This is a genomic window from Undibacterium sp. TJN25, assembly GCF_049339885.1.
In the GTDB taxonomy this organism is placed as follows: Bacteria; Pseudomonadota; Gammaproteobacteria; order Burkholderiales; family Burkholderiaceae_D; genus Undibacterium.
On record NZ_JBMPPM010000012.1, the window covers coordinates 16,151 to 39,105 of the forward strand.

General features: G+C 56.2%; 16 protein-coding genes. 8 read left to right on the plus strand and 8 right to left on the minus strand.

The genetic code is table 11. The annotated features are described in order from the left end of the window. The first annotated feature begins 72 nt into the window (after positions 1-72). The 5 genes from ACO0LO_RS24280 (at position 73) to ACO0LO_RS24300 (ending at position 6,746) form a co-directional block, all read left to right on the plus strand. Positions 73-2,208, plus strand: a complete 2,136-nt coding sequence (locus tag ACO0LO_RS24280) for a 3-hydroxyacyl-CoA dehydrogenase NAD-binding domain-containing protein (protein ID WP_422968259.1) — start codon at positions 73-75, stop codon at positions 2,206-2,208. A 3-nt stretch (positions 2,209-2,211) separates the two neighbouring features. After that, positions 2,212-2,673 (plus strand): MaoC family dehydratase, encoded by a 462-nt coding sequence (locus ACO0LO_RS24285; protein ID WP_422968261.1) that lies wholly within the window; start codon positions 2,212-2,214, stop codon positions 2,671-2,673. Between the two features lie 64 nt (positions 2,674-2,737). Next, the gene (locus ACO0LO_RS24290) at positions 2,738-3,874 is read left to right on the plus strand and encodes a thiolase family protein (protein ID WP_422968263.1); all 1,137 of its coding nucleotides are present in this window, start codon (positions 2,738-2,740) and stop codon (positions 3,872-3,874) included. 85 nt (positions 3,875-3,959) lie between these two features. After that, on the plus strand, positions 3,960-5,834 hold the full coding sequence (locus tag ACO0LO_RS24295; protein WP_422968265.1) for an AMP-binding protein: 1,875 nt from the start codon (positions 3,960-3,962) through the stop codon (positions 5,832-5,834). 225 nt (positions 5,835-6,059) lie between these two features. Beyond that, complete coding sequence (locus ACO0LO_RS24300; RefSeq protein WP_422968267.1) at positions 6,060-6,746, plus strand: GAF domain-containing protein; 687 nt, start codon at positions 6,060-6,062, stop codon at positions 6,744-6,746. 115 nt (positions 6,747-6,861) lie between these two features. Here the strand turns inward: ACO0LO_RS24300 and ACO0LO_RS24305 are convergent, their stop codons facing one another. The 6 genes from ACO0LO_RS24305 to ACO0LO_RS24330 form a co-directional block, all read right to left on the minus strand. Further along, entirely contained in the window at positions 6,862-7,407 is a 546-nt protein-coding gene (locus ACO0LO_RS24305; RefSeq protein WP_422968269.1) for a DUF4214 domain-containing protein, read from the minus strand. Further along, a complete protein-coding gene (locus ACO0LO_RS24310) occupies positions 7,388-10,606 on the minus strand; it encodes an Ig-like domain-containing protein (RefSeq protein WP_422968271.1) in 3,219 nt (1,072 codons plus the stop codon). Before ACO0LO_RS24310 ends, ACO0LO_RS24305 begins: the two co-directional genes overlap by 20 nt. A gap of 487 nt (positions 10,607-11,093) precedes the next feature. Then, entirely contained in the window at positions 11,094-14,318 is a 3,225-nt protein-coding gene (locus ACO0LO_RS24315) for a di-heme oxidoredictase family protein (protein ID WP_422968273.1), read from the minus strand. Between the two features lie 1,231 nt (positions 14,319-15,549). Continuing rightward, complete coding sequence (locus tag ACO0LO_RS24320) at positions 15,550-16,320, minus strand: SDR family oxidoreductase (RefSeq protein ID WP_422968275.1); 771 nt, start codon at positions 16,318-16,320, stop codon at positions 15,550-15,552. A gap of 80 nt (positions 16,321-16,400) precedes the next feature. Further along, on the minus strand, positions 16,401-17,261 hold the full coding sequence (locus ACO0LO_RS24325) for an alpha/beta fold hydrolase (protein WP_422968276.1): 861 nt from the start codon (positions 17,259-17,261) through the stop codon (positions 16,401-16,403). A gap of 131 nt (positions 17,262-17,392) precedes the next feature. Then, positions 17,393-18,082, minus strand: a complete 690-nt coding sequence (locus ACO0LO_RS24330; RefSeq protein WP_422968278.1) for an alpha/beta fold hydrolase — start codon at positions 18,080-18,082, stop codon at positions 17,393-17,395. A 165-nt stretch (positions 18,083-18,247) separates the two neighbouring features. Between ACO0LO_RS24330 and ACO0LO_RS24335 the strand changes: the two genes are divergently transcribed. Next, positions 18,248-18,850 (plus strand): CGNR zinc finger domain-containing protein, encoded by a 603-nt coding sequence (locus ACO0LO_RS24335; RefSeq protein ID WP_422968280.1) that lies wholly within the window; start codon positions 18,248-18,250, stop codon positions 18,848-18,850. A 247-nt stretch (positions 18,851-19,097) separates the two neighbouring features. Here the strand turns inward: ACO0LO_RS24335 and ACO0LO_RS24340 are convergent, their stop codons facing one another. After that, a complete protein-coding gene (locus tag ACO0LO_RS24340) occupies positions 19,098-21,302 on the minus strand; it encodes an OsmC domain/YcaO domain-containing protein (RefSeq protein WP_422968282.1) in 2,205 nt (734 codons plus the stop codon). Here ACO0LO_RS24340 and ACO0LO_RS24345 point away from each other — a divergent pair. Further along, positions 21,301-21,426 carry a hypothetical protein gene (locus ACO0LO_RS24345; protein WP_422968284.1) on the plus strand — a complete coding sequence of 42 codons (126 nt, stop codon included), beginning with the start codon at positions 21,301-21,303 and terminating at the stop codon, positions 21,424-21,426. The two genes, ACO0LO_RS24340 and ACO0LO_RS24345, sit on opposite strands and share 2 nt — an antisense overlap. On the opposite strand, the gene ACO0LO_RS24350 is transcribed toward ACO0LO_RS24345, so the two are convergent. Beyond that, positions 21,413-21,865, minus strand: coding sequence for a VOC family protein (locus tag ACO0LO_RS24350; RefSeq protein WP_422968286.1), 453 nt, complete (start codon positions 21,863-21,865; stop codon positions 21,413-21,415). The two genes, ACO0LO_RS24345 and ACO0LO_RS24350, sit on opposite strands and share 14 nt — an antisense overlap. A 254-nt stretch (positions 21,866-22,119) precedes the next feature. Between ACO0LO_RS24350 and ACO0LO_RS24355 the strand changes: the two genes are divergently transcribed. After that, a complete protein-coding gene (locus ACO0LO_RS24355; RefSeq protein ID WP_422968288.1) occupies positions 22,120-22,953 on the plus strand; it encodes a helix-turn-helix domain-containing protein in 834 nt (277 codons plus the stop codon). Positions 22,954-22,955: the final 2 nt, after the last annotated feature.

Below are 22,955 nucleotides of genomic sequence, written 5' to 3' on the forward strand. Positions count from 1 at the left end.
CGCATCGACATCAGTCGGCGGTATTTGCGCACGGCGGTGCCCGGCTTAGACAGAAAATCCACAGGAGACGATATGCGGAAGCAAAGAGATTACGAGGTGAGGGATGGCGTGGCTATCCTTAAACTTGATAACCCACCGGTCAACAGTTTGTCTGGCGCCCAGCGCATCAGGCTCGGCGCACAATTGCTTGATGCTGCCGGGAATGACGATATCCAGGCGATCGTCATCGTTGGCGCCGGAGGCATCTTTTGCGGCGGTGCCGATGTGCGTGAGTTCAACACGCCTGCTCAGGCGACTTCTCCCACGATGCCTGAATTGATTGAGGGCTGTGACAAGATCGGCAAAGTACTCGTTGCTGCCATTTCCGGCTTTGCATTTGGCGCAGGGCTGGAGCTGGCCATGGCGCTGCATTACCGCGTTGCCGCGTCCGGTGCGAAACTTGGCTTGCCGGAGGTGAAGTTCGGTTTTCTGCCAGGCGCCGGCGGAACCCAGCGCCTGACACGTCTGGCGCCGATAGAAAGCGCTGCCGAAATGATGCTTAATGGAAGTTCTATCAGCGCAGAACAGGCAGGGAAGTTTGGTCTGGTGGACACCGTCGTAGATGGCGATGTGACAACTGCGGCTGTCACATTTGCCCTGCAACTGATTGGAAAGCCGGAAGCGCTTCGCCGTACCCGTGAGCTCGCTCCCCGTGTCGAAAACCTGGAGCCTGGCCACTTTGAGCAGCTGCGTAGCAAGCTCAGCCGTCCCGGCCAGGGAAGCCCTGCAAAATTGCAGATCGTCGATTGCTGCGTTGCGGCAATAGAGCAGTCTTTTGATAAGGCACTGGCATTCGAGCGTAAATGCTTCCTGGGACTGCTCGGCTCACCCGAATCCAAGGCATTGCGCCACGTTTTTTTTGCAGAGCGCGAGGCTGTAAAGGTGGCGCACCTGACCAGCACTCCCAAGCTTCGCAATATGGAACGAGTAGCAGTGATCGGTTCGGGCACCATGGGAACCGGGATCGCCATCTGTTTTGCAGACGCAGGCATGCCCGTCACATTGATAGACGTCAATCCGGAGGCGCTGGAGCGGGGCCGCAAAGCAATTGCAAAGGTCTACGAGGCCAGACTGGCCAAGGGACGCATGACGCTCGAAACCCTTGACACGGCGCTCAAGCTGATTAGCCCTGCGACGACGCTTGACGCCGCGGCGTCTGCAGATATCGTTGTGGAAGCCGTGTTTGAAAATCTGGACCTGAAGCAATCTATATTCCGTGATCTCGACCGTATCACGAAGCCGGGTGCGATTCTGGCAACCAACACGTCGATGCTGGATATCAATGCAATCGCCGATGTCACCAGCAGGCCACAGGATGTAATCGGTATGCACTTTTTCTCGCCAGCGCATGTGATGCGCTTGCTGGAGGTGGTCGATTGTAGACAGACGGCTGACGATGTGCTGCTGACCGTGATGCAGCTTGCGCGCCGGATCGGCAAGACCCCGGTGTCGTCCGGTGTATGTGACGGCTTTATTGGCAACCGCATGCTGCAAAAATATTTGCAACAATCGCTGTTTCTGCTCGATGAAGGCTGCACGCCGCAACAGATCGATGCGGCCATGCAACAGTGGGGCATGGCGATGGGGCCTTTTGCTGTCGGCGACCTGAGCGGACTGGATATCGGCTGGTCCATCCGCAAAAGGCGTTATGTAGAGCAGCCGGACATGGTGTATTCACGCATTGCGGACCGCATCTGTGAAGCTGGCCGGCTCGGGCAGAAAGTGGGTAAAGGCTGGTACCGCTATGAAGCAGGCAAGCGTACTCCGCAACCGGATACGGAAGTCGACGAGATCCTGCTTGCTTACAGGCGGCAGCATAATTTACCGCAGCGGCAGATTGTGGACCAGGAAATTGTCGAGCGCCTCGTATTTGCCCTCGTCAATGAAGGGGCTGCTATCCTGTCTGAAAAAATCGCACAACGTGCCTCCGACATCGATGTCGTGTACACCACGGGCTACGGTTTTCCCGCCACGCGCGGCGGCCCGATGTTTTATGCCAACGAACTGGGGCTGGATAAGGTACTAACCTCCATACGTCAATTCCAGAACGCTTATCAAGGTGGGCAATGGCAACCGCATCCCTTGCTGGTGCAACTGGCTGCGGCCGGAAAAACCTTCGCGGCTGCACCTGCGGTAGCCGATTCCGGTGCCGCCCCAAAAGAGGCATGATCCATGAAACGCTATCTGGAAGACCTCGTTATCGGTGAGCGTTGGACCAGCCCACCCGTTACCGTCACAGCGGAAGATATTATCGACTTCGGCCGCAAGTTCGACCCGCAGCCCTTTCATATCGATGCCGATAAGGCACGTAGCAGCCCGTTTGGCGGATTGATTGCCAGCGGATGGCACCTTGCGTCGCTAACGATGAAACTGAGTGTGCAAGCGCGCTTGTTTGGTGAAATCCCGGTAATAGGGATAGGCGTTGATGAGCTGCGCTGGTTTGCGCCCGTGCGCCCCGGTGATGTGTTGACCGCTGAGCGCGAGCTGGTCGAGATTTTGCTGATACCGGATAAGCCTAAACGAGGCACTGTCAAGGCGCGCCTGGAACTCAAAAACCAGCATGGTGAACTGATTATGCGGATGTTCGGTTTGAGCAGTGTTCCAAAGCGGCCTCTCAACCCTCTTAACCCATAACAGGCCTGAATATTTGAATGCCGGCGGATTGCACGCCACTTATATAAATTTGAAGGAGTACAGCATGAATCAGGTAGTCATCGCAGAATTTGCCCGTTCGCCGTTTCATTTCGCCAGGAAAGGGGGGCTGATCGGGGTCAGACCGGACGACTTGCTGGGCGCGGTGCTGGCAGGACTGTTGAAGCGCACCGGCTTGCAGCCAGCCCAGATCGAAGACATTGTCGTGGGCTGCTCTTATCCGGAGGCCGAACAGGGGCAAAATATTGCACGCTTGGCAGGTTTCATTGCAGGCTTCGGCGACGTGATTCCGGGTATGACAATCAACCGTTTTTGCGGTTCGTCGATGTCGGCAATCCACTACGCAGCGGGCCAGATTGCGCTTGGGTTAGGCGACGCATTCATTTGCGGCGGCATTGAATCGATGACACGGGTTCCTCAGGGCGGCTTTAACCGTTCCAATAATCCGGTTCTGGAGCGCGATTTCAAGGATGCCTATACCTCCATGGGAATGACGGCAGAAAATGTGGCACGGGAATATGGCGTTAGCCGCGAAGCACAGGATGCGCTTGCGGTAAGCTCTCATGCCAAGGCGGCTGCCGCGCGGGAGCGGGGAAATTTCAAGGATGAAATAGTACCGATCCAGACAGCAGATGGTATGCTGGATCAGGATGGCTGTATTCGGCCCGGTACGAATGCCGCCGCTCTGGCTGGCTTGAAACCAGTGTTTGCGGACGACGGCAGCGTCACTGCAGGAACATCGTCGCCGCTTACGGATGGCGCATCTGCCGTCCTGATCTGTAGCGAGGAATTCGCTCGCAACAACGGCCTGCGGCCACTGGCAAAACTGAAGACCGCAGCTGTGGCGGCATGCCCTCCGCGTCTGATGGGTGTCGGGCCAATAGCTGCTACGCGCAAGGCGTTGGCGCGTGCAGGATTGTCGGCGGCGGATCTGGATGTGATTGAGATTAACGAGGCCTTTGCCAGCCAGGCCATTGCATGCATCCGCGAACTAGGCCTTAACGACGCACGCCTGAACCTGGATGGCGGCGGCCTGGCGATTGGCCATCCGCTAGGCGCAACAGGCGCCCGGCTGGTCGGCAAGGCGGCATCGCTGTTGCGCAGGGAAGGCGGGCAATTTGCGCTGGCGACCCAGTGCATAGGCGGGGGGCAGGGCATCGCCACAATTCTGGAGGCTGTGTGAGGTGCTGGCAGTGTGATTAACCGCTGGCCGGCGCGCGGCTTATTGCCTTGCCGGCCTTTAGATCATAAGAAAGAGTATACGAGACATGTCTTCTTCTACCTATTCATCTGTTGCCGAACACCCGTTCAGGGAAGTCGGATTCAGGACCCCCACCGCGAACGTCGAACGGCGCGCGGATGGCGTCATCCTCCTTCAGTCCGGCGCAGAATTGCCTGACCATCCTGCGTGTACGACCGATTGGCTGGAACACTGGAGCAAAATCAGGCCGGACAGCCCGATGCTGATGCAGCGCGACGCCGCCGGCCAATGGCAAGGACTGACGGTTGCCGAGGTATGGGCTGCTGTACGGTCAATCGCCACATCGCTGATAGAGTGTGGCGCCTCTAGCGAACGCCCTGTCGCCATTCTGTCTGAAAATTCGACAGAACAAGCATTGCTGACCTGGGGGGCATTGCATGCCGGCGTGCCGGTTGCTCCGGTGTCGCCGGCGTATGCGTTGCTGGGCGGCGATTATGCCCGCCTGCGCGCTACGGTTGCGCTGGTTGCGCCTTACATTGTTTTTGTTCAGGATGCAAAGCGCTTTGCAGGCGCCCTGGCAGCGCTGGACAGTCCGCCGCAGCATACCGTCGCTGTTGATGGGGCGGGGCTGGGCATTGTGCCGTTTTCGCAATGGCTGTCGGCCAGGCCGGCCGCCGATCTGGCGACGCGGCATGCCGCACTCGGCAGCGGCTTACCGGCAAAGTACATGTTTACGTCTGGGTCCACGGGTATTCCCAAAGCGGTAGTACAGACACGCGCCATGATAGCCGCGGCGCAGGAAATGACCGCGCGCGTTTTCGAGCGTGATCCGGTAGATGTGCCGGTATACCTTGAATGGCTGCCATGGCATCACGTCATGGGCGGCAATATCGTGCTGAACCGCGTGTTGCGTTTTGGCGCCACGCTGTACATTGATGACGGTCGCCCGATTCCCGGCCGCTTTGATGCGACGCTCGCCAATTTGCGCGAGGTTGCGCCCTCGCTATATTTCAACGTGCCTATCGGCCTGACCATGCTCGTCGCGGCGCTTGAGCGTGATCCCGAGTTTGCACGCCATTTCTTCTCCCGCCTCAAGTATGTTTACTATGGCGGCGCGGTATTGGCTCGCAGTATCTATGACCGCTTTCAGGAACTGGCGGTCAACACAACAGGGGAGCGCATCGTGCTGACTTCGGTGTTTGGTGCGACGGAAAGTTCCGGCCCTGCTGTCACGCAATACTGGGGTGTTGACGACGTGGGCTGTATAGGCCTGCCGGTATCCGGTGTCGAGCTAAAGCTGATCGAAGACCAGACCTTGCCGGGACGTTACGAGATGCGTATTCGGGGACCGAATATTTTCAGACAGTATCTGAATGCGTCGGAACAGACAGGAAATGCCTTTGACGATGAAGGTTATTATTTACTCGGCGACGCGGTGCGTTTTGTCGACCCCGAGCGTCCGCTTGCAGGGTTGCGATTTGCCGGCCGGTTTGCCGAGGATTTCAAGCTGGCCAATGGCACCTGGGTCCGTACGGCGGCCTTGCGTACACGCTTGATAGAGGCTTGCAGCCCCTTGATAAAAGAAGCGGTGCTGACCCACGACGGCGGCGACAGGGTTGGCGCACTGGTATGGTCCGACCCTGTTGCCTGTGGCCGGCTTGTTCCAGAGTTGGCAGAGATGTCCATTGAGCAGTTGCAGGGCCATCCGTTATTGCTCGCCGAACTCGGCAAGAGGCTGGGGACGTTTAATGCCGGAAACAAGGCGGCTTCCATGCGTATTGAGCGTCTGGTGCTGCTGGCCGAGCCTCCGGCGATGCATGCTTATGAACTGACGGACAAGGGCACCATTAATCAGCGTGCCGTTGTTGAGCGGCGTGCAGGTGACGTTGCCGTTTTATTTGCCGATCCCTGCCCATCCACTGTGGCATCATCGGCTTCATGAATCGGATGTTAAAACACGGTAGTGAACACATGGCGTAAAAGCAGGGTAGCGAAAGCTGGAGCTGCCTTTGCAGTTTCGGCTTTCCCAGGGTGCGAAGGAGGGCGATTCGTCATGAACGGCTCACCAAAGTATGGCCGCCGATATTGCGGCCATTGCCGGCACGGCTGGTCCGATTCCGGTTTTCTGATAGACTAAGCCGGTTTTCAATTGCCGGAATTTTTTATCATGTCCCTCGCGTTTTATCTTGCCAATAGCAGCATTAACCAAGCCGAATTGCCAACTGATTTTGCGGAGCAGGTTGCGGATTTTCAGCAGCAACTCCATTCTGCCATTGAAATCACCGATATCGCGCCGCAGTGGCAATACCAGGTGCCGGAGTTAGGCGAGGGCGGCTCTTGCTCGCTGTTTGACCAGCTGGCATCTGAGTTTTATGACCTGGAAGCCACCCTGTGTGGAAAAACGCCGGCCAACCTCCGCTTGCTGCAGCAGGTGGGCGCTGTCGTCCAATTTTACCGCCAGCATAGCGGCAGCCAATGGTTCGGCGTCTACCAGAGTCGCATCAATCCCCGGGGTGAATCTGTACTGGTCAAGCTTGCCTATTTCGGCGCCGCTTCCCGGGCCGAATTTCCGCTGACGCCTGAATTTGCTGCAATCAGCAACAACAGTACGGTTGGATTGAGCGGGAAAGGCCGCATCATCAACAATGTTGAATCCTATGTGGCTGCAGGCGGAGAATATTACACCTGTGATCCCAAGGTGCAGGCAGAAGCTTGCCTGCCCTTGCTTGCCAAGGATGGGCGGGTGCTGGGCATTATTGATTCCGAGGCATTCGAACAGAATATTTTTTCAGGAACCGAACTGGCTCTCCTGATTGCGGTGGCAACAAGCTTGCCGGCAATTCTGGCAAATTAAACGAAGACGATGTAGACCGGGTATCGCCCGATACTCGGTTGACGCAGCTTCTTGCACAGGGAACGCCTCGCAGTCCCTGTGGGGCGGCTACAGCTAATCAATCCACTATCTTTCTTCAAGCAAGGAAGTCCCAATTTTGGGCTGAGATGTTATGTCCCGTCATTTCCGGCGCAAGAACAAAGTTGGTCGCTACCCTTTCCAACGTCATTCCATGCTGCATCTGGTTGACCCAATAGGCGAGTCCCGCTGAATCACTTGCGCGATTAAAAATGCCCTGATACAGCAAATCGATGTCATGGGCGGCATTGCCGTTGAAGACTATTGCATGTAATGCCTGTGACTCCTGGGATTGCATGATGTCGATTGCGATTTGCCCGAGGCTCACGCCATTTTTCTGCTGGTTGCCCCAGTAGGCAAACCCCAGCCAGTCTGCCTGGCGGCCCAACACATCCTGGTAAAGGCCGGAAAGCGAGGTGAGCGCGGTGCGATTGTCCACTGAGACAGTCGTGTCGGAAAATTTCAAACTTTCGATATTAATAAGCGTGGCTTGCTGCTGCGGATGGGCATTGGCGCTGATGACGATATAGCCATCATGCACATTCAGAGTGTAATCCGACAAGGTGCCGTTGAAAGTAGCAATATCATTGCCTTCCCCCCCCATGCAACAACGTGCTGGTCACTGTGCTGCCGGCTTGCGTCGTTGGCGAAAGAAATTGCAGCGTATCGTTGCCACCGCCCGCAAATACCGAGCTGGCGGTAGTGGACGTCACGATGAACTGTTGGCTAGCAGCGTCGCCGGTCAGGATTTGACCGTTGGTATTGCCGGTAACGGTGACTGCGCCGACGATGGCAGCAAAATCCACCGAGTTCAGTACCAGCTGGCTGCCGTTAGGGAGATGGCTGGCATCAATGACCAGTGCAGTATGCTGGGTCGATGTGCTGGTGCCGGTCAGTGTCAATGCTCCGGTGGGGGCTGTGGGTGTGCTGAGCGGGGTAATGGTTTCCACTATCAGCGGTACCGTGGAGGCGAGCTGGTTCAGGAATGCTACCCCGTTGCCGGTCAGGTGTGTCTGGTCAGCGGTGGGGTGGTCCAGGGTTGCAGCGAGGATCGCCTGGATCAGATGTTCGGTCGAGCTGCCGGCTGGCTGGCTTGGCCCGCCCGTTGCCGTCAGGCCGTAACCTGGAGCCACCTGGGCCGTAAGCAGGTTGGTGGCGCCCGTGGTGACCAGCGGAATATCGGCTACGCCGGCATTGCCGGTAGTGTCTGTGCGGTTAGCGGTGACGATAGGGATGTCCATTTGGGTGCCGATGCCGCCGCCCGGCAGCGCAACAGGATGTTCAGTGACGGAGACGCCATCGATGATGGTTGCTGGCGGAGCCGGCGGCGCTTCGATCGTCAGCACGAGCGAGGCGCCGGCCACAGAGACATTGCCGGCAAGGTCGCTTTGTTTGGCCGTCAGCGTATGGTTGCCGAGCGATAGGGAGGAACTGGTAATGCTCCAGTTGCCAGAGCCATCAGCAGTGGCGGTGCCAAGCACCGTAGTGCCGTCCGTGTCATACAGTTTGACGGTGGCGTTGGCCTCGGCGGTACCGGTGACGACTGGTGCAGCCACATTGGTGATATGGTCGCCCGGCGTACCGCTGTCGCTGGCGGTGGCCAGCACTGGCACGCTCGGTGCTGCAGGCACAGTAGTGTCGATCGTCAACACTAGGCCGCCGCTGGCAGCAGAGACATTGCCGGCAAGGTCGGTTTGCTTGACGGTCAGCGTATGGCTGCCGGGGCCTGTTAGTGTACTGGATACTATGCTCCATACACCGGCGCCATCGGCGGTCGCCGTACCCAGAACCGTGGTGCCATCTGTATCGTAAAGCGTGATGCTGGCGTTGGCCTCCGCGGTACCGGTAATGGTCGGCGTGGCGACATTGGTGATGCCGTCGCCGAGCACGCCGCCGTCGCTGGAGGCTGCCACGGTTGGCGTAGGGGGTGCCGCAGCACTCGTATCGATGATGACTGTACGTCCGGTGCTGGCGGTGGATACGTTACCGGCAAGGTCGCTAAGCTTGACGGTCAGCGTATGGGTCCCTGTACTCAGCGCACTGCTGGTAATACTCCAGTTGCCCGAGTTGTTGGCGGTGGTGCTTCCCAGTAGTGTCGTACCGTCGGTGTCGTACAGCATGACTGCGGCGTTGGCTTCTCCGGTGCCGGTAAATATGGGCGCAGTGTTTTGGGTGATGGCGTCGGTGTTGGAGCCGCCGGTGTCGGTGCCTACGGTCATCGTAGGAGCAGATGGCGATGCCGGTGCGGTGTGATCCAGTTTGTAGTTCTGGCCCGCGCTGAAGCCGTCGATGATGCCTATGGACAAACCGTTCTGGATGCCGGTGCCGCTGTTTTTCAGGTCCAGCCGCAATGTGCCGTCGCCGCCGATGCCGTTAACGGTGACGGTGTAGGTGTCGCCACTACCTGAGACGGAGGCAATGGTGCCGGCAGCGTTACCGCTGGCGGTAAGTGTGAAATCGTTGATATCTACGCCGGTTACTGACTGGCTAAAGGTAACCATGTAGTCGATCGACGTAGTGGCAGTAGGCACCGTTGAACTGGAGACGCGCCCGATGGAGGCGACGCTGGGTGCATCGACCACGTCGATGCTGAAGAGCTGGAAGGACTCGTTGCCGGCTGCGTCGGTAGCCTGCATGTAGATGTGGTAGGTGCCGGCGGTCAAGTTCTGCGCCGCCACCAGATTGTTACCGGATACGGTGAACTTGCCGTTGTCGGCATCAATGGTGCCGTTGCCGGGGGCAAAGTCGTACTGGATGGCGGTGTCGTCATGGGCCGACAGTGTGGCCACCGTGGAGCCACTGGTGGCGCTGGACATGTTTACCAATGCCGTGCTCAACGCCATGCCGACCGGCCCGATCGTGTCCAGCGTAAAGGTATAGCCGCTGGAAGCGGCTGAGATGTTGCCTGCCACATCGGTCTGCTGAGCGGTCAGCGTATGGCTGCCGGTACTTAATGAGGAACTGGTAATGCTCCAGTTCCCGGAGCTGTCTGCAGTGGCACTGCCGATCTGGGTCGTACCGTCTGTGTCGTACAGGCGCACTAACGCATTGGCCTCGGAATGACCAGTCACCGTTGGCGTGCCGACGTTGGTGATGCCGTCGCCGAGAGTACCGCTATCGCTGCCGGAGGCCAGGGCCAGCGCGGTTGGGGCGGCGACTGTAGTGTCGATGGTCAGTACCAGCCCGCTGCTCAGTGGCGAGGTATTGCTGCCGCTATCGGTCTGGGTCACCTTGAGCGTGTGGCTACCATCGCTCAGCGAGGAACTGGTGATGCTCCAGTTGCCGGAACCGTCGGCGGTGGTGCTGCTCAGCAAGGTGGTGCCATCAGTGTCGTACAGCTTGACGGTGGCGTTAGCGCCCGCGGTGCCGTTCAAGGTCGGCGTGGCGTCGTTGGTGATGCGGTCGCCCAGGGTGCCGCTATCGCTGCCGCTCGATAATGACGGTGTCGGCGGCGCGGACGGGCCGGGCCGTACCCCGAACACGATTGTGCTGGAGCTGAAGGTGGCGGCGTCGGCTCCATCGGTTCCCTGGATAGCATTGACGTCGTTGCCGCCGGTGGGATCCCTGTAGGAGAACTCGACAATATCGCCAGCGGTGAAGGCCGGGCCGCTGAGGCTCAGGATGACCGAATGCGAGACGCTGTTCACTGTCACGCCGGTTACGGTGACGCCGACGCCGCCGACTTGTACGTCAAACGCATTTATTAAAGGCGGATTCGCGGCGTCGAGCGCTTCGTCGAACTCCAAGGTGAAAAAATTCTCGGAAATATAACCATTTGCGCTGGAGTAGGTTGGCTGAAACATCTGCGGGATCTTTCTAGTTTTTTGGTTGAAAATATTGAAAGCTAGTAAGTAGAATGAAGAGAATGTGGTGCGATGTTGTATGAGATACGTCCATCAACATTTCACGTAATGCACTTGCCCTGTGATCCTTTGTTGAACGCGTTTCTATTTGCTGGCACTCAGGCAGGCCTGTCCAGAACGCTATTTAAGATTTGCCGTGGAAAGTATAGAAAGTATAGAATATTTTGCAATAAGTTTCAAATGGGCATTTTTTTTGGGGAATTATCGCACATTGAAATCTTGTACTAAAGTTAGTGCCATGACGGGTAGTTCTACTCGCATGAAGGGGAAAAGTTCATGCCGGTATGCAAAGGAAGAACTGCTTAGCGCGAATTGCCGCGACATCTCAGCCGGGGACGTAAAAAACCGCCGAGCAGCAGGGCTGCGCGGCGGCCGGTACATCAAGCCTGAATTTCAAGCCCTCAATTTCTTTTGGGCTCTTGACTCATTACAGCGACTGCATAAAGGCCAGCAGTGCATTGCGGTCCGTTGTGGACAGTGCCTGGAAGCGTTGGCGTGCTGCATCTGCTTCGCCGCCGTGCCACAGGATGGCTTCAGTCAGGTTACGGGCACGGCCATCGTGCAGGTAACCGACTTTGGTGCTGTCACCCATGACTTTGGCGCTGTAGCCGATACCCCACAATGGTGATGTACGCCACATGCTGCCTTTGGCCTGGCCTTCGGCAAACTTGTCGGCAAGACCTGTACCCATGTCATGCAGCAGCAAGTCGCTGTACGGATGGATGGTCTGGTTACGCAGTTCGGCGAACAGGTGGCCAGGGCCAGTCTTCATTTCCGCCGTATGGCAGGATGCGCAACGCATGCCCTGGAAGACTTTGGCGCCGGCGCTTACCAGTGCAGGATCGACACGGAGTTCATCCAATGGAGCTACACCTTTAGGGAAGCCGCTAGGGATGCTACGCTGGGCCGGCACTGCCACCAGTGACAGGTAGTTGGAGATCGATTGCAGATCGGACTCCGAGATACCCTTCTGTGCTCCGGCAGAAGCGCAGCCGGCAGGATTAGTGCTGCAGGACAGGCTAGGATAAACAGGCGAGGTGACAGCCATGTCCAGCAGCAGTGCGGAAGCTACCTGTTGACGCAGCGATGCCTTGGATGCCTTCCAGCCAAAGCGGCCCATGCGGACTGCGCCGGTTTCCGGATCGAAGACATAGTTGGCCTGGCCTTTGATGCCGTCCTGGTCCGGTGTCGAACGGACACGTGAGAGGATATCCGCTTCCGGTATCGCTTCGAGCAAGCCTGTACCTATCATAGGCTGGGCTGCACGCAGCGAGAAAGCATCCGGCACAGGACCTTCGAATGCCAGTGTCGGCTTGCGCAATTCAACGGACGTGCCGTCTGCAAGCTTGACCGTGCTGGTTTCGAATCCGCCTACGTTCACGCCGTTGCCCCAGTTTTGGGCTGTCCCGGTTGACGATACCGCGTTCATCTGGACGGCGGTGCCGTATTGCGGATGCGGCAACTGTTGTCCGGTCGCGCCAAACATGGCAACCCGGACGGACATACTGTCAAGCCGCTGGCCCAATGCCGTTGGAGCTACGCTACGGCCGTTGTTGACGTGGCAGGCGATACAGGCAGACTGGTTGAAACGCTGGCCTTGCAGTCCGACAGCCGGGTTGTAGCGGTCATTGCCAGGCTCGTTGTGGTTGCCGGTTGTGAAGTTGGTATGCACCAGACGGCGTCCCTCAACGAAGCGCTGTACGTCCTGCATGCCGACGTTGTTATGTGGCTGCTGGAACATGAACAGTGCATTGTCCGAGTAGTTATAGGACACTGAACCCAAACCGCCCGACAGAGTTTCCGCTGGCAACGGTACCGAGTTCAGGCGCGGCTGTACGCCGTACCATGGCCGCAGACCCGTTCCCACTACGTATACCCATTCGGATGAGTAGTAGCGGATGCCGCCGTTGTCACCCTTGGCGGCCATCGAGGTCGTCGTGGTGAACATGGATGGCGATACTTCGATGACGTCGCCGCTGACCAGTGGACGGGCCGGGATATTGCCGCCGTTCGGGAAGCCGTTGGCATCCAGCGCATTCATGCCAGGATATTCTTTGACAATGATGGTGCAGCCGTTGTTGATGCCGTTGGCATTGGTCAGCTTGCCGTTGACAGGGAAGGCTACCGGATTGCAGATAGGGACGTTGTCATCCACGAGCTGGCCGGGAGACATCCAGCCGTAGCCTGTGACACCCGGCCGGTCGATCGCGCGGAAGAAGGCAATGCCGCCTTTCAGGAAATCAACGGTGGTGTACTGGTTTACAGTCAGCGTCGGCTTGGTTACGCCGGCCACATGGCTGTTATCAATCACCTCTACACCCCAGGTGCGGTTCTGGAAGTACTGAGGTACGAAGGTCAGATAATTGCCTGGGCCTTTATCCACCGGCAAGCCAGTGACAGGATCGACAGTTTCGTTAGGGCCGTAGCCGATTTCATTCCATTCCTCGCCACGCTCGCGGCCATGGCGGGCCAGGCCACGTGCGCCGAAGCGGGTGACCAGCGTGCCGTCCGGCAGCGAGAATTGCAGTGTTTCCAGCGGATCGACGGTAGTAGGCAATGGGGCCAGGCCGGCGCCGCTGGTCGGGAATTTCAGCTCGGACGTGGTCGAGTTTGCCAGCGAGTTGTCGCTGCCTGGGCTCTTGAAGTTGACTTCAAACAGCGAGTAGCCGTATTGTGTTGCGCGGGCCACGCCTTGCAGGCGGATGTAGCGGGCGTTGACGCCGAGGTTGAAGAACTCCTCAGTGCCGCCCTGGCCGTTGGTCACGTTCCGTACTTGCGTCCACTTCTGGCCGTCATCCGACACAAGCAGCGTGTATTGCTTGCCGTAGGAGTTTTCCCATTGCAGCTTCATGTAGCCGACCTGGGTCTTGGCGCCGAAATCGAACTGTATCCAGGCGCCGTCTTCGAAGGAGCTGGACCAGCGGGTAGTCAGCTTGCCGTCGATTGCCATGGCGGCTGACAGACCCGGGTTTTCCAATGCCGACGCTGTCGCTGCGACCGGTGTGATGGACACGCCAGGCTTGCTGGTATCGACAGGCTGTTGTGGCGTTGTGGAACCGCCTCCGTTGTCAGGCGGGGTAGGCTGGGTCACCACCGGCGTGCCGGAGAAAGCCTGGATTTCAAAAATGGAATAGCCGTATTGCGTGGAACGTTTAACACCCTGCATGCGCAGGTAGCGGCCTTGGCCTGAGAGTCCGCCTATGTCCTCGGAGCCGCCCTGGCTATTGTCCACGGATTTGATCGTGGTCCAATGCTGGTTGTCGTCGGAAACCTGCAGCAGATACTGAGTGGCGTGTGCGTTTTCCCAGTCGATATGCACGCGGTTGATGGTCTGGGATGTACCGAAGTCCAATGTCAGCGACTGGTCGTCGGAAAATCCGCTGCCCCAGCGTGTGCCTTCGTCGTGGTCGATGGCTGCGGCGGCAGACAGGTCGCCGCGTTCTGAGGAGGTTGCGCTGGCGCTGACAGGCGTCAGCACCACTTCCACATTTGCGCCGGCAGCCAGGGATTTGAGGGCCCTGGGTGTTGCGTTTGGATCAGAAGCTTCATTGCTTCCCCCGCAGGCCGCCAGCAGCAGCGTCAGCGCGAGAGGCAATCCCTTTTTTGAAAGATTGTGTAACTGTTTTCTATACTGATATGGCACTTTGTTCATGGTGCACCCCTTTGTTTTTGGTTCGTCACTAGTACGTCCTTCGTCTAAAACCGACCGCTTATACACGGCCAAAACTCTTCCCGGTTCTTGCTTCCCGCCGCAATACTGGCGTTTCAAATATGATATCCATCATATTTACCGAACAAGTAACAGCCGCTTTAATGAGCCGGCTTCAATTGCACCCAGAAAACGACGTTTTATCGGCGCGAGGTCGATAAAAATTTCCATAAGGCAATTTTATTGGTAACTTATCTTGTGGTGCCATAGCTGTCAATTGCGGTTATCCGCGGACAAAGCAGGGCAAAAACGCCTGGGAAAAGAGAGAAAAAGCTGCTGACGACGAGAAATGCTGCATGCGCGGTCATACAAAAAAATAATGGGTGGTGAACGAAAAAAAGAGGCGATAGAGCGGGGGTGGAATAGCGGGTTCAAATGCGTCGTTTATGTCCGTAAAAACCGTATGCCCGGATTTGAAAAAGCAATCTGCACAATAAAATGAAGCGTGGCGGCGATCAGTATTTCGCCTGCCGTTTCTGGCTCCCTTGGTCGCCATGAATATATTGCAGCGGAAGTTCTGCGAAAAAATTGGTGCGCTGGTGCTATGGTGGGCATGCTGGTTATTGCACGATTTTTATCCGAAAATCTTTACAATTAGTGCCGCGAAAAAGCGTGCTTAAAAACAATACTAATAATTAGAGGAAGCCCCCTAAAAATGGCGTTCGTAGCTTGCCTAGCGATAAGTTTATTCGTGCAAAAAGAACGGGATAATGCCTCTGTAGGGAGCTAAAAACGAAGAATAAGGTTTCAATACTTACAAATAGTAACAAAGCCACCGTGATCTTTTGCCGTAGTAAAACAACATTTTTCCCTCATAAGCCCTCCACATGCATGCAAAAGGATCAGGTAACTGAACACGTGCAACAGAATTTGCGACTTCCCAACGGTATCTATCGGCCCAAGGCAGACCTGAATTACAAATAAAAGGTCTTTCTAAGGAGCGTCAAAGCCGTTTCAACATTTACAAGCGGTAACAAAACAGCGATGATTTCGCGGCGACGTAGCAACAATTTGTTGTTGTTCCGGGTTTTTACCAGGCCGTGAGGGCAAATGTCGCATGCAAAAAGGACACGCTGTTGCGACACAGGGAATACGCGCAAAAAAGCCTGCTATTTAATAGCAGGCTTTCTGGCTTTCGGCACTCCGGGTCATGTCTGGAGCCAGATGAACTTCATCAGGTTGATTTAACCTCGCCGCCGTCCATGCGCAATACTGTCCCTGTCATCCAGTGTGCGGCAGGTGAGACAACAAAGGCGATCAGGTCGGCAATTTCCCCGGCCTCGCCGAAACGGCTGATGCCTGCCTGCTTGAGAAATTGCAGTTTGACCTCTTCAACGCCGATGTTTTTGGACGTGGCTGCTTTTTCAAGCATGGCCTGACGGCGGCCGGTCATGGTTGCTCCCGGCGAGATGCTGTTGACTTGTACGCCATCTTCTATGCCGCGTTCCGCAAATGCCTTGGACAAAGCCTCCACTGCGGCGTTGATCGCGCCTACCGCAGCAGCACCGGCCTTGGGGATGACAGCGGCATTGCCGGATGTAAAAACAAGTGCACCCCCCGACGCTTTCAGTGCGCCCCAGGCGTGAACCGCGAGCCTGCGGGCCCCTTGGAATTTGAGTTCCATACCTGCGTTCCACTGTTCATCGCTCATCTGGAATACGTCCAACCCAGGTACCGCGCCAGCGATGTTCACCAGGGCATCGATGCGGCCGAAGCGCTTCGTTGTTTCTTTCACGACCGTTTCGGCTGCAGAGGCTTCCATCAGGTCAAGTTCAAGGACCAGCGCTTCGGCGCCGATCGCTTTCACCTGTTCTCCAACCTCTGCCAGCTTCTCGCCGCCGCGCGCGACGAGAACGACTACTCCAAAGTCACGGGCCAGGCGAAGTGCGGTAGCTTTTCCTATTCCCGAGCTAGCGCCGGTGACAATTGCGACTGGTTTCGACATTCTATTTCTCCTACATTTTTGTTGATGGGCGAGGGGGCTGGCCCGTTGAATTTGTGGCGATGGCTACTCGCATCGCTGTTTTACGGTTTGCCGGCCAGGAAGCTCCCGATCACGTGACCGATCTCTTCGGCGTGCGTCTCCAGGGCGAAATGGCCGGTATCGAAGAAATGCACTTGCGCATTGGGGATGTCACGCTTGAAAGCCTCTGCACCCGGCGGCAGGAAGAACGGATCATTTTCCCCCCACACCGCCAGGAAAGGTGGTTTGTGGGTGCGGAAATAGTTCTGGAAGGCCGGATACAGCGCGATATTGGATTTATAGTCGCCGAACAGATCAAGCTGGACTTCAGCCGCGCCAGGGCGCTGCAGGTAAAAGTTGTCAAGAGCAATGCCGTCGGGCGAGACGGCACTGGCATCGTTCACACCGTGCGTGTATTGCCAATTGGTAGTTTCAGGGGCAAGGAAGGCGCGCAGTGCATCGCGGTTCGCCTGGGACGCATCCTGCCAGTAGGCGCGGATGGGATTCCAGCCGTCGCTAAGCCCTTCTTCGTAGGCATTACCGTTCTGCGAAATGATGGCGGCAATCCTTTCCGGATTCCGTACGGCCAGCCTGAAGCCGACAGGTGCGCCATAGTCAAATACGTAAACTGCGTAACGATTGAAACCAACCACTTCGGTAAAGCGTTCAATGACGTTGGCCAGATTGTCAAAAGTATAGGCGAATTGGTCATGTGCCGGCATGTCCGATTTGCCAAAGCCGGGCAGGTCGGGTGCGATGATGTGAAAGCGATCCGCCAGCTCAGGAATCAAATCGCGGAACATGTGGCCGGAGCTCGGAAATCCGTGGAGTAGCAATAGCTTCGGCGCACCGGCGGTGCCAGCCTCGCGGTAGAAAATATTGAAGCCATCTACATTCACGGTTTGATATTTAATTGCAGTCATGTTGTTTCTCCTTAAAATAAATTAATAACCTGTTTATTGGATATAAGAGGGTTATCTCGCTCAGTGAAGTAACCTGGAGATATGTTTCCATCTGGTTAGATTGATGGTGGGTGCCAAAACACCCGAGAGGTTTAGGAAATGCCGCGAATCGCTTCCATGATGATGTCCACTACGACACCGGGAGCTGTGACGCTTGGTGTGTGATCGACAGGACGCGTCTGTACGCGCGCGTTCATCCGTTCTGCCATGAACTGCTGCGTCTCAGGCACAATCATCCGGTCATCCTCCGCAATGAGGAACCAGGAAGGCACCTCTCTCCATAGGGGGCGGGCAACCGGGACCGTGATGCAAGCCGGTGAAATTGGCCGCTGCACCGCAGCCAGCACCGCCAGATCCTCTTTCGATGCATGCTGTGCGAAAGCGGCGCCAAACGCATCCTGCGGAAGCCAGATCAAGCCGTTCTCGTCAGGAGCGAGTGCCGGCGCCTGCGAATGCGGTGGGTTACGGTAAAACACATCCGCAACTTTTTCCCCCTCGTCCGGCGCAAGGGCCGCGATATAAACAAGCGCCTTGACCTTATCCGAGCGAGCTTCTGCGATGACCGCCCCCGCGTAAGCATGGCCAACCAGCACCGCTGGCCCTGATGTACGGCTCAACGTTCTATGAAGGGCGACGACATCATCCGGGAATGACGTCAGCGGCAGTGGGGCGGCATGCGCTTTTACGCCCTTTCCCGCCAAACCCGTAATGACACGGGCCCAGCTTGACCCATCTGCCCAGGCACCGTGCACGAGGACGACGCTAAGATTACTCTCTGCCATTCTGTTCTCCTTTGAAATGTGATGAATAACCTGTTATGATGTGATTTATAGGTTATATATTCAGATGTAACTTGTCAATACTATTTTTACTGGTTACTTATATTTCGTTCAGCGCTTGCTTCTGAGAAAGGAAGTTTTATGGTCGATCACCGTCACCCGCCCGCAATGTTCATTGCCGATGCCTCCGGGCTGGATTTTCTTAATTCAATAGCGACGCCTGTGGATGATGCGATTGACTGGATCGGCGACGGAGATGGCTTGCTCAGCTGGCTGGCCCAGGCCAAGCTGGTGTCGCCAGACATTTTGGCGGCCGTGAAGGAGCGCACGATGCCGGGCGAACTTGACCGGGTGGCCGATCAGGCCAGGGGTTTGCGGGAATGGTTTCGAAGCTTTGTTCGCGGCCACATGGGGCAGCCACTCACAAGCGATGCGCTGGAAGCGCTAAAGCCCTTGAATACCTTGCTCGAAAGGGATGAGGCGTTCAGCCAGCTGGTGTTTCAGCAAAATGACGGTGGATCGGGAATGGAACTACAGACGACAAGGCGCTGGCGCTCGCCTGAATCATTGCTGTTGCCAATAGCCGAAGCCCTTGCAAAATTGATCTGCGAGGAAGACTTCAGTTATGTAAAAGCCTGCGAGGGACACAACTGCACACTGATGTTTGCCGATCATACAAAGAGGCGGGCCAGGAAATGGTGCAGCATGGCTGCGTGTGGCAATCGCGCGAAGCAGGCAGCGCATCGTAGCAGGCTCAAGGCTCAGGCATGACAAGGCGGCATGGCGCCCGAAAAAATCGCTGTGCTGATCAGTTTACCGGCAAAACCGCTACCCTAAAACTTTTCTACCAGGTATGGAGTGGCGCATGGCCGCGTTGAAAATAAGTGCGCCCAGAAGAGACGTGCCTCGCGGCAGTCCACTACGTGATGTACCCTGGCACAAATGCTCACGCTGGTATCGCGCATGTGTTTGTGCCGGGGATAACGTCATCACGCAGATCCGGCCGTAGGTAGTAAGTCTAGCTGGATACAGCCCCAGCCTTGGCACGCGCAGCGTGCAATTTTTTGTAGCTGTCGATCAGGCGGTGGTGCCTGTCGAGCCCCTCCAGTTTCATACTTGTTGGCGTTAAGCCGAAGAAGCGCACGCTGCCATCCACTGACCCCAGCACCGCGTCCATTCGAGGATTTCCAAACATTCGGCGGAAATTGACCACGTAATTGTCCAGTTCCAGGCCGTCATCCAGCATCACTTCCAGCACCACATTCAAGGCCTGATAAAACAATCCGCGCTCCATGGTGTTTTCGTTGTATTGCAGGAAGGCTCCCACCAGTTCATGCGCATCTTCAAATTGCTGCAAGGCGAGATGAATCAGCAGCTTCAACTCCAGAACCGTGAGCTGGCCCCAATCCGTATTCTCGTCAAATTCGATGCCGATCAATGTCGCGATGTCGCTGTGGTCATCAAGCTCGTTGTCATCTAAACGCTCAAGCAAGGCTTCCAGGCTGGCATCGTTCAGGCGATGCAAGTTCAAGACATCGGCGCGGAACAACAGCGCTTTGTTGGTGTTATCCCAGATCAGGTCTTCTACCGGATAAACTTCTGAATAACCCGGCACCAAAATCCGGCAGGCAGTGGCGCCTAACTGGTCATACACCGCCATGTATGCTTCTTTCCCCATGTTTTCGAGAATACCGAACAAGGTCGCGGCTTCCTCGGCATTAGAGTTTTCACCCTGGCCAGAAAAATCCCACTCAACAAAATTGTAGTCAGCTTTCGCACTGAAAAAGCGCCACGACACGATACCGCTGGAATCAATGAAGTGTTCAACGAAGTTGTTCGGCTCAGTCACGGCGTTGCTGACAAAGGTGGGCTGGGGCAGATCGTTCAGGCCTTCAAAACTGCGGCCTTGCAGCAATTCCGTCAGACTACGTTCCAGCGCCACTTCCAAGCTTGGGTGCGCGCCGAACGAAGCAAATACACCGCCTGTCCGCGGATTCATCAAGGTGACGCACATCACTGGGTACACGCCACCCAGCGACGCATCCTTCACCAGTATGGGAAAGCCTTGTTCTTCCAGCCCTTGTATGCCTGCCAGAATGCCAGGATATTTCGCCAGCACTTCTTGCGGCACATCAGGTAAGGCGATTTCACCTTCCAGAATTTCGCGTTTGACCGCCCGTTCGAAAATTTCCGACAAGCATTGCACCTGTGCTTCGGCCAGCGTATTGCCGGCACTCATGCCGTTGCTGACGTAGAGGTTTTCGACCAGGTTGGACGGGAAATACACCACCTCGCCGTCTGACTGCCGCAGATACGGCAGCGAGCAGATACCGCGCTTTACATTGCCGGAGTTCGTGTCGATCAGATGCGAGCCACGCAAGTCGCCGTCGGGATTGTAAATTTGCAGACAGTACTCATCCAGAATTTCAGCCGGCAGCGCATCTTTCCGGCCGGGTTTGAACCAGCGCTCGTTGGGGTAATGTACAAATGCCGCATCGGCGATGTCTTCGCCCCAAAACGTTCCGGCATAAAAATGGTTGTTATTGAGACGCTCGATGTACTCTCCCAACGCCGACGCCAACGCGCTTTCTTTGGTCGCTCCCTTGCCATTGGTAAAACACATCGGCGAGTGCGCATCGCGGATGTGCAGCGACCAGACATTGGGAACAATATTGCGCCACGAAGCGATTTCAATCTTTATGCCAAGGGCCGCCAAAACGCCCGACATATTGGCGATGGTTTGCTCCAGCGGCAGATCCTTGCCCGTAATATAAGTGTTCGCTTCAGAAGCCGGCTTCAACGTCAGCAAGGCCTGAGCATCTGCATCTAAATTCTCTACTTCTTCAATCACAAACTCGGGGCCGGCTTGCACCACTTTTTTTACCGTACAACGGTCGATGGAGCGCAAAATACCTTGCCGGTCTTTGGCGGAGATGTCCGCCGGCAACTCGACCTGGATCTTGAAAATCTGCTGATAGCGGTTTTCTGGATCAACAATATTATTCTGCGACAGGCGGATATTCTCGGTAGGAATATTGCGGGTGTCGCAGTACAACTTGACGAAATACGCGGCACACAGGGCCGACGAGGCCAGAAAGTAGTCGAACGGGCCAGGTGCCGAGCCGTCGCCCTTATAGCGGATAGGCTGGTCAGCCACCACCGTGAAATCATCGAATTTGGCCTCAAGACGAAGCTTATCGAGAAAGTTAACCTTAATTTCCATGAAACAATTCCAAAAAATGATGAAGAAGGCAGTGGAGCGTATTCGCAAGCAGGGCGGCAAACTGGAGAAGGGCTCTACAGCCCGGCATCGCCCGCTGGCGGTCGTGCCTGTCAGGGGGGAGTAGTCGTGCGTTTCGGCTCCCAAAGCTCGATCTTGTTGCCTTCCGGATCAAGAATCCAGGCGAAGCGGCCGGTAGTATCGTCGTTTTGCTTCAGGATGGCGACACTTTTCTCGCGCAGCCGCGAGAGGAATGCGTCCATGTCGTCGACTGCATAATTAATCATGAACTCGCTGGTCGATGGTGCGAAGTAGGTCGTTGAGGCAGGGAATGCATTCCAGACCAGCATCGAAGGATGCTGTGGCGCGTCGTAGCGCAGCATCGCGCCGCCCCAGGCCTGCACCGGCAGGCCGAGCACATCGCGATACCAGGCTGCAAGCGCTTTTGGATCCTTTGCCTTGAAGAATACGCCGCCAACGCCGGTAATGTGGCCGGCAGCTTCGGCAGACGCCGCTTTGCCCGGACTAAGCATCATGAGGGTGCTCAAGCACAGGATCATCATCATTCGCATTGCCATCTCCATACTCCCTACAGTGTGAGTTTTCGCTGTTTTTTCGCTTTGTATCAGCCTGTTATCAGCCGAATCCGGTTGGACGCACATTCTACACCGGCAGCGGCCTGGCAACGGACCGGGCCGCAATCATCATGCCGCACGGGCAGGGGTTGTGCTGATTGAGACAGTCATCGGGTACACTGGAATTGGCATTTCGGTTTTTTTTTGAAGAAATTGCATTTATCTAATTATTTTTAAAGGAAATCATGCTGCACCAAGACATGCTGCACCAGGAGTTTGAACCTCCTGAAGAGCTGCGAGACACCATCAAGTGTTTTTGGTACAACCGGAGAGACTTTGGAGAACTGCGATCGAGTTTTGAAGTAATGCCCGATGGCTATGCCGAGATTATTTTTTATTTCGGTAGTGCCTGCAGCATTTCTTCCAGCAGCGGCTTGCAGCCGTTGGCATCGCCGTTTGTAATGGGGTTGCTTAATCAGCCTGTTATTTTTAGTACAAAAAATTGTCTTGAAATCATTGGTGTCAGGTGTTTTCCCTGGACCATATTCGATTTGCTCGGGCTGCCATCCGGCAAAGATGGCGTGCGCATAGCTGAACATCCTGTCGCTCAGCTTCAATCCACGTTGAGTGAATGGATTCGTGCAGGTAAGGTCGGTGAAGCGTTGGCTCAGGTAGAACAATATTTCCTGCATGCCCGGACGCAGGTTGCCATGGATAGTATGTTATTCAAAGCTGGCGTCGCCATGCGGGATGCGCGCGGCAGCATGCCCGTAAGCCAGGTAGCGGAAGCGGCCCATGCGACGGTTCGCACATTGGAAAGAAAATTCAAGCAATCTTCCGGCCATACGGTAAAGGATGTGTCAGGCCTGATGCGCTTTGAGCAGGTGCGCAACCAATTATGGCTTTATCCAGATTCCAGTCTTGCCGATCTGGCGCATGAGCTGGGCTACACGGATCAATCCCATCTAAGCCGCGAATTCAAGCGCTACACCGGTACTACGCCGGCGGCATTTGCGCGAAAATCAAAAAGAGAGAAAAGGGCGGTCGGCAAGGATTTTGGCGCGTTTATACAAGCCTGATG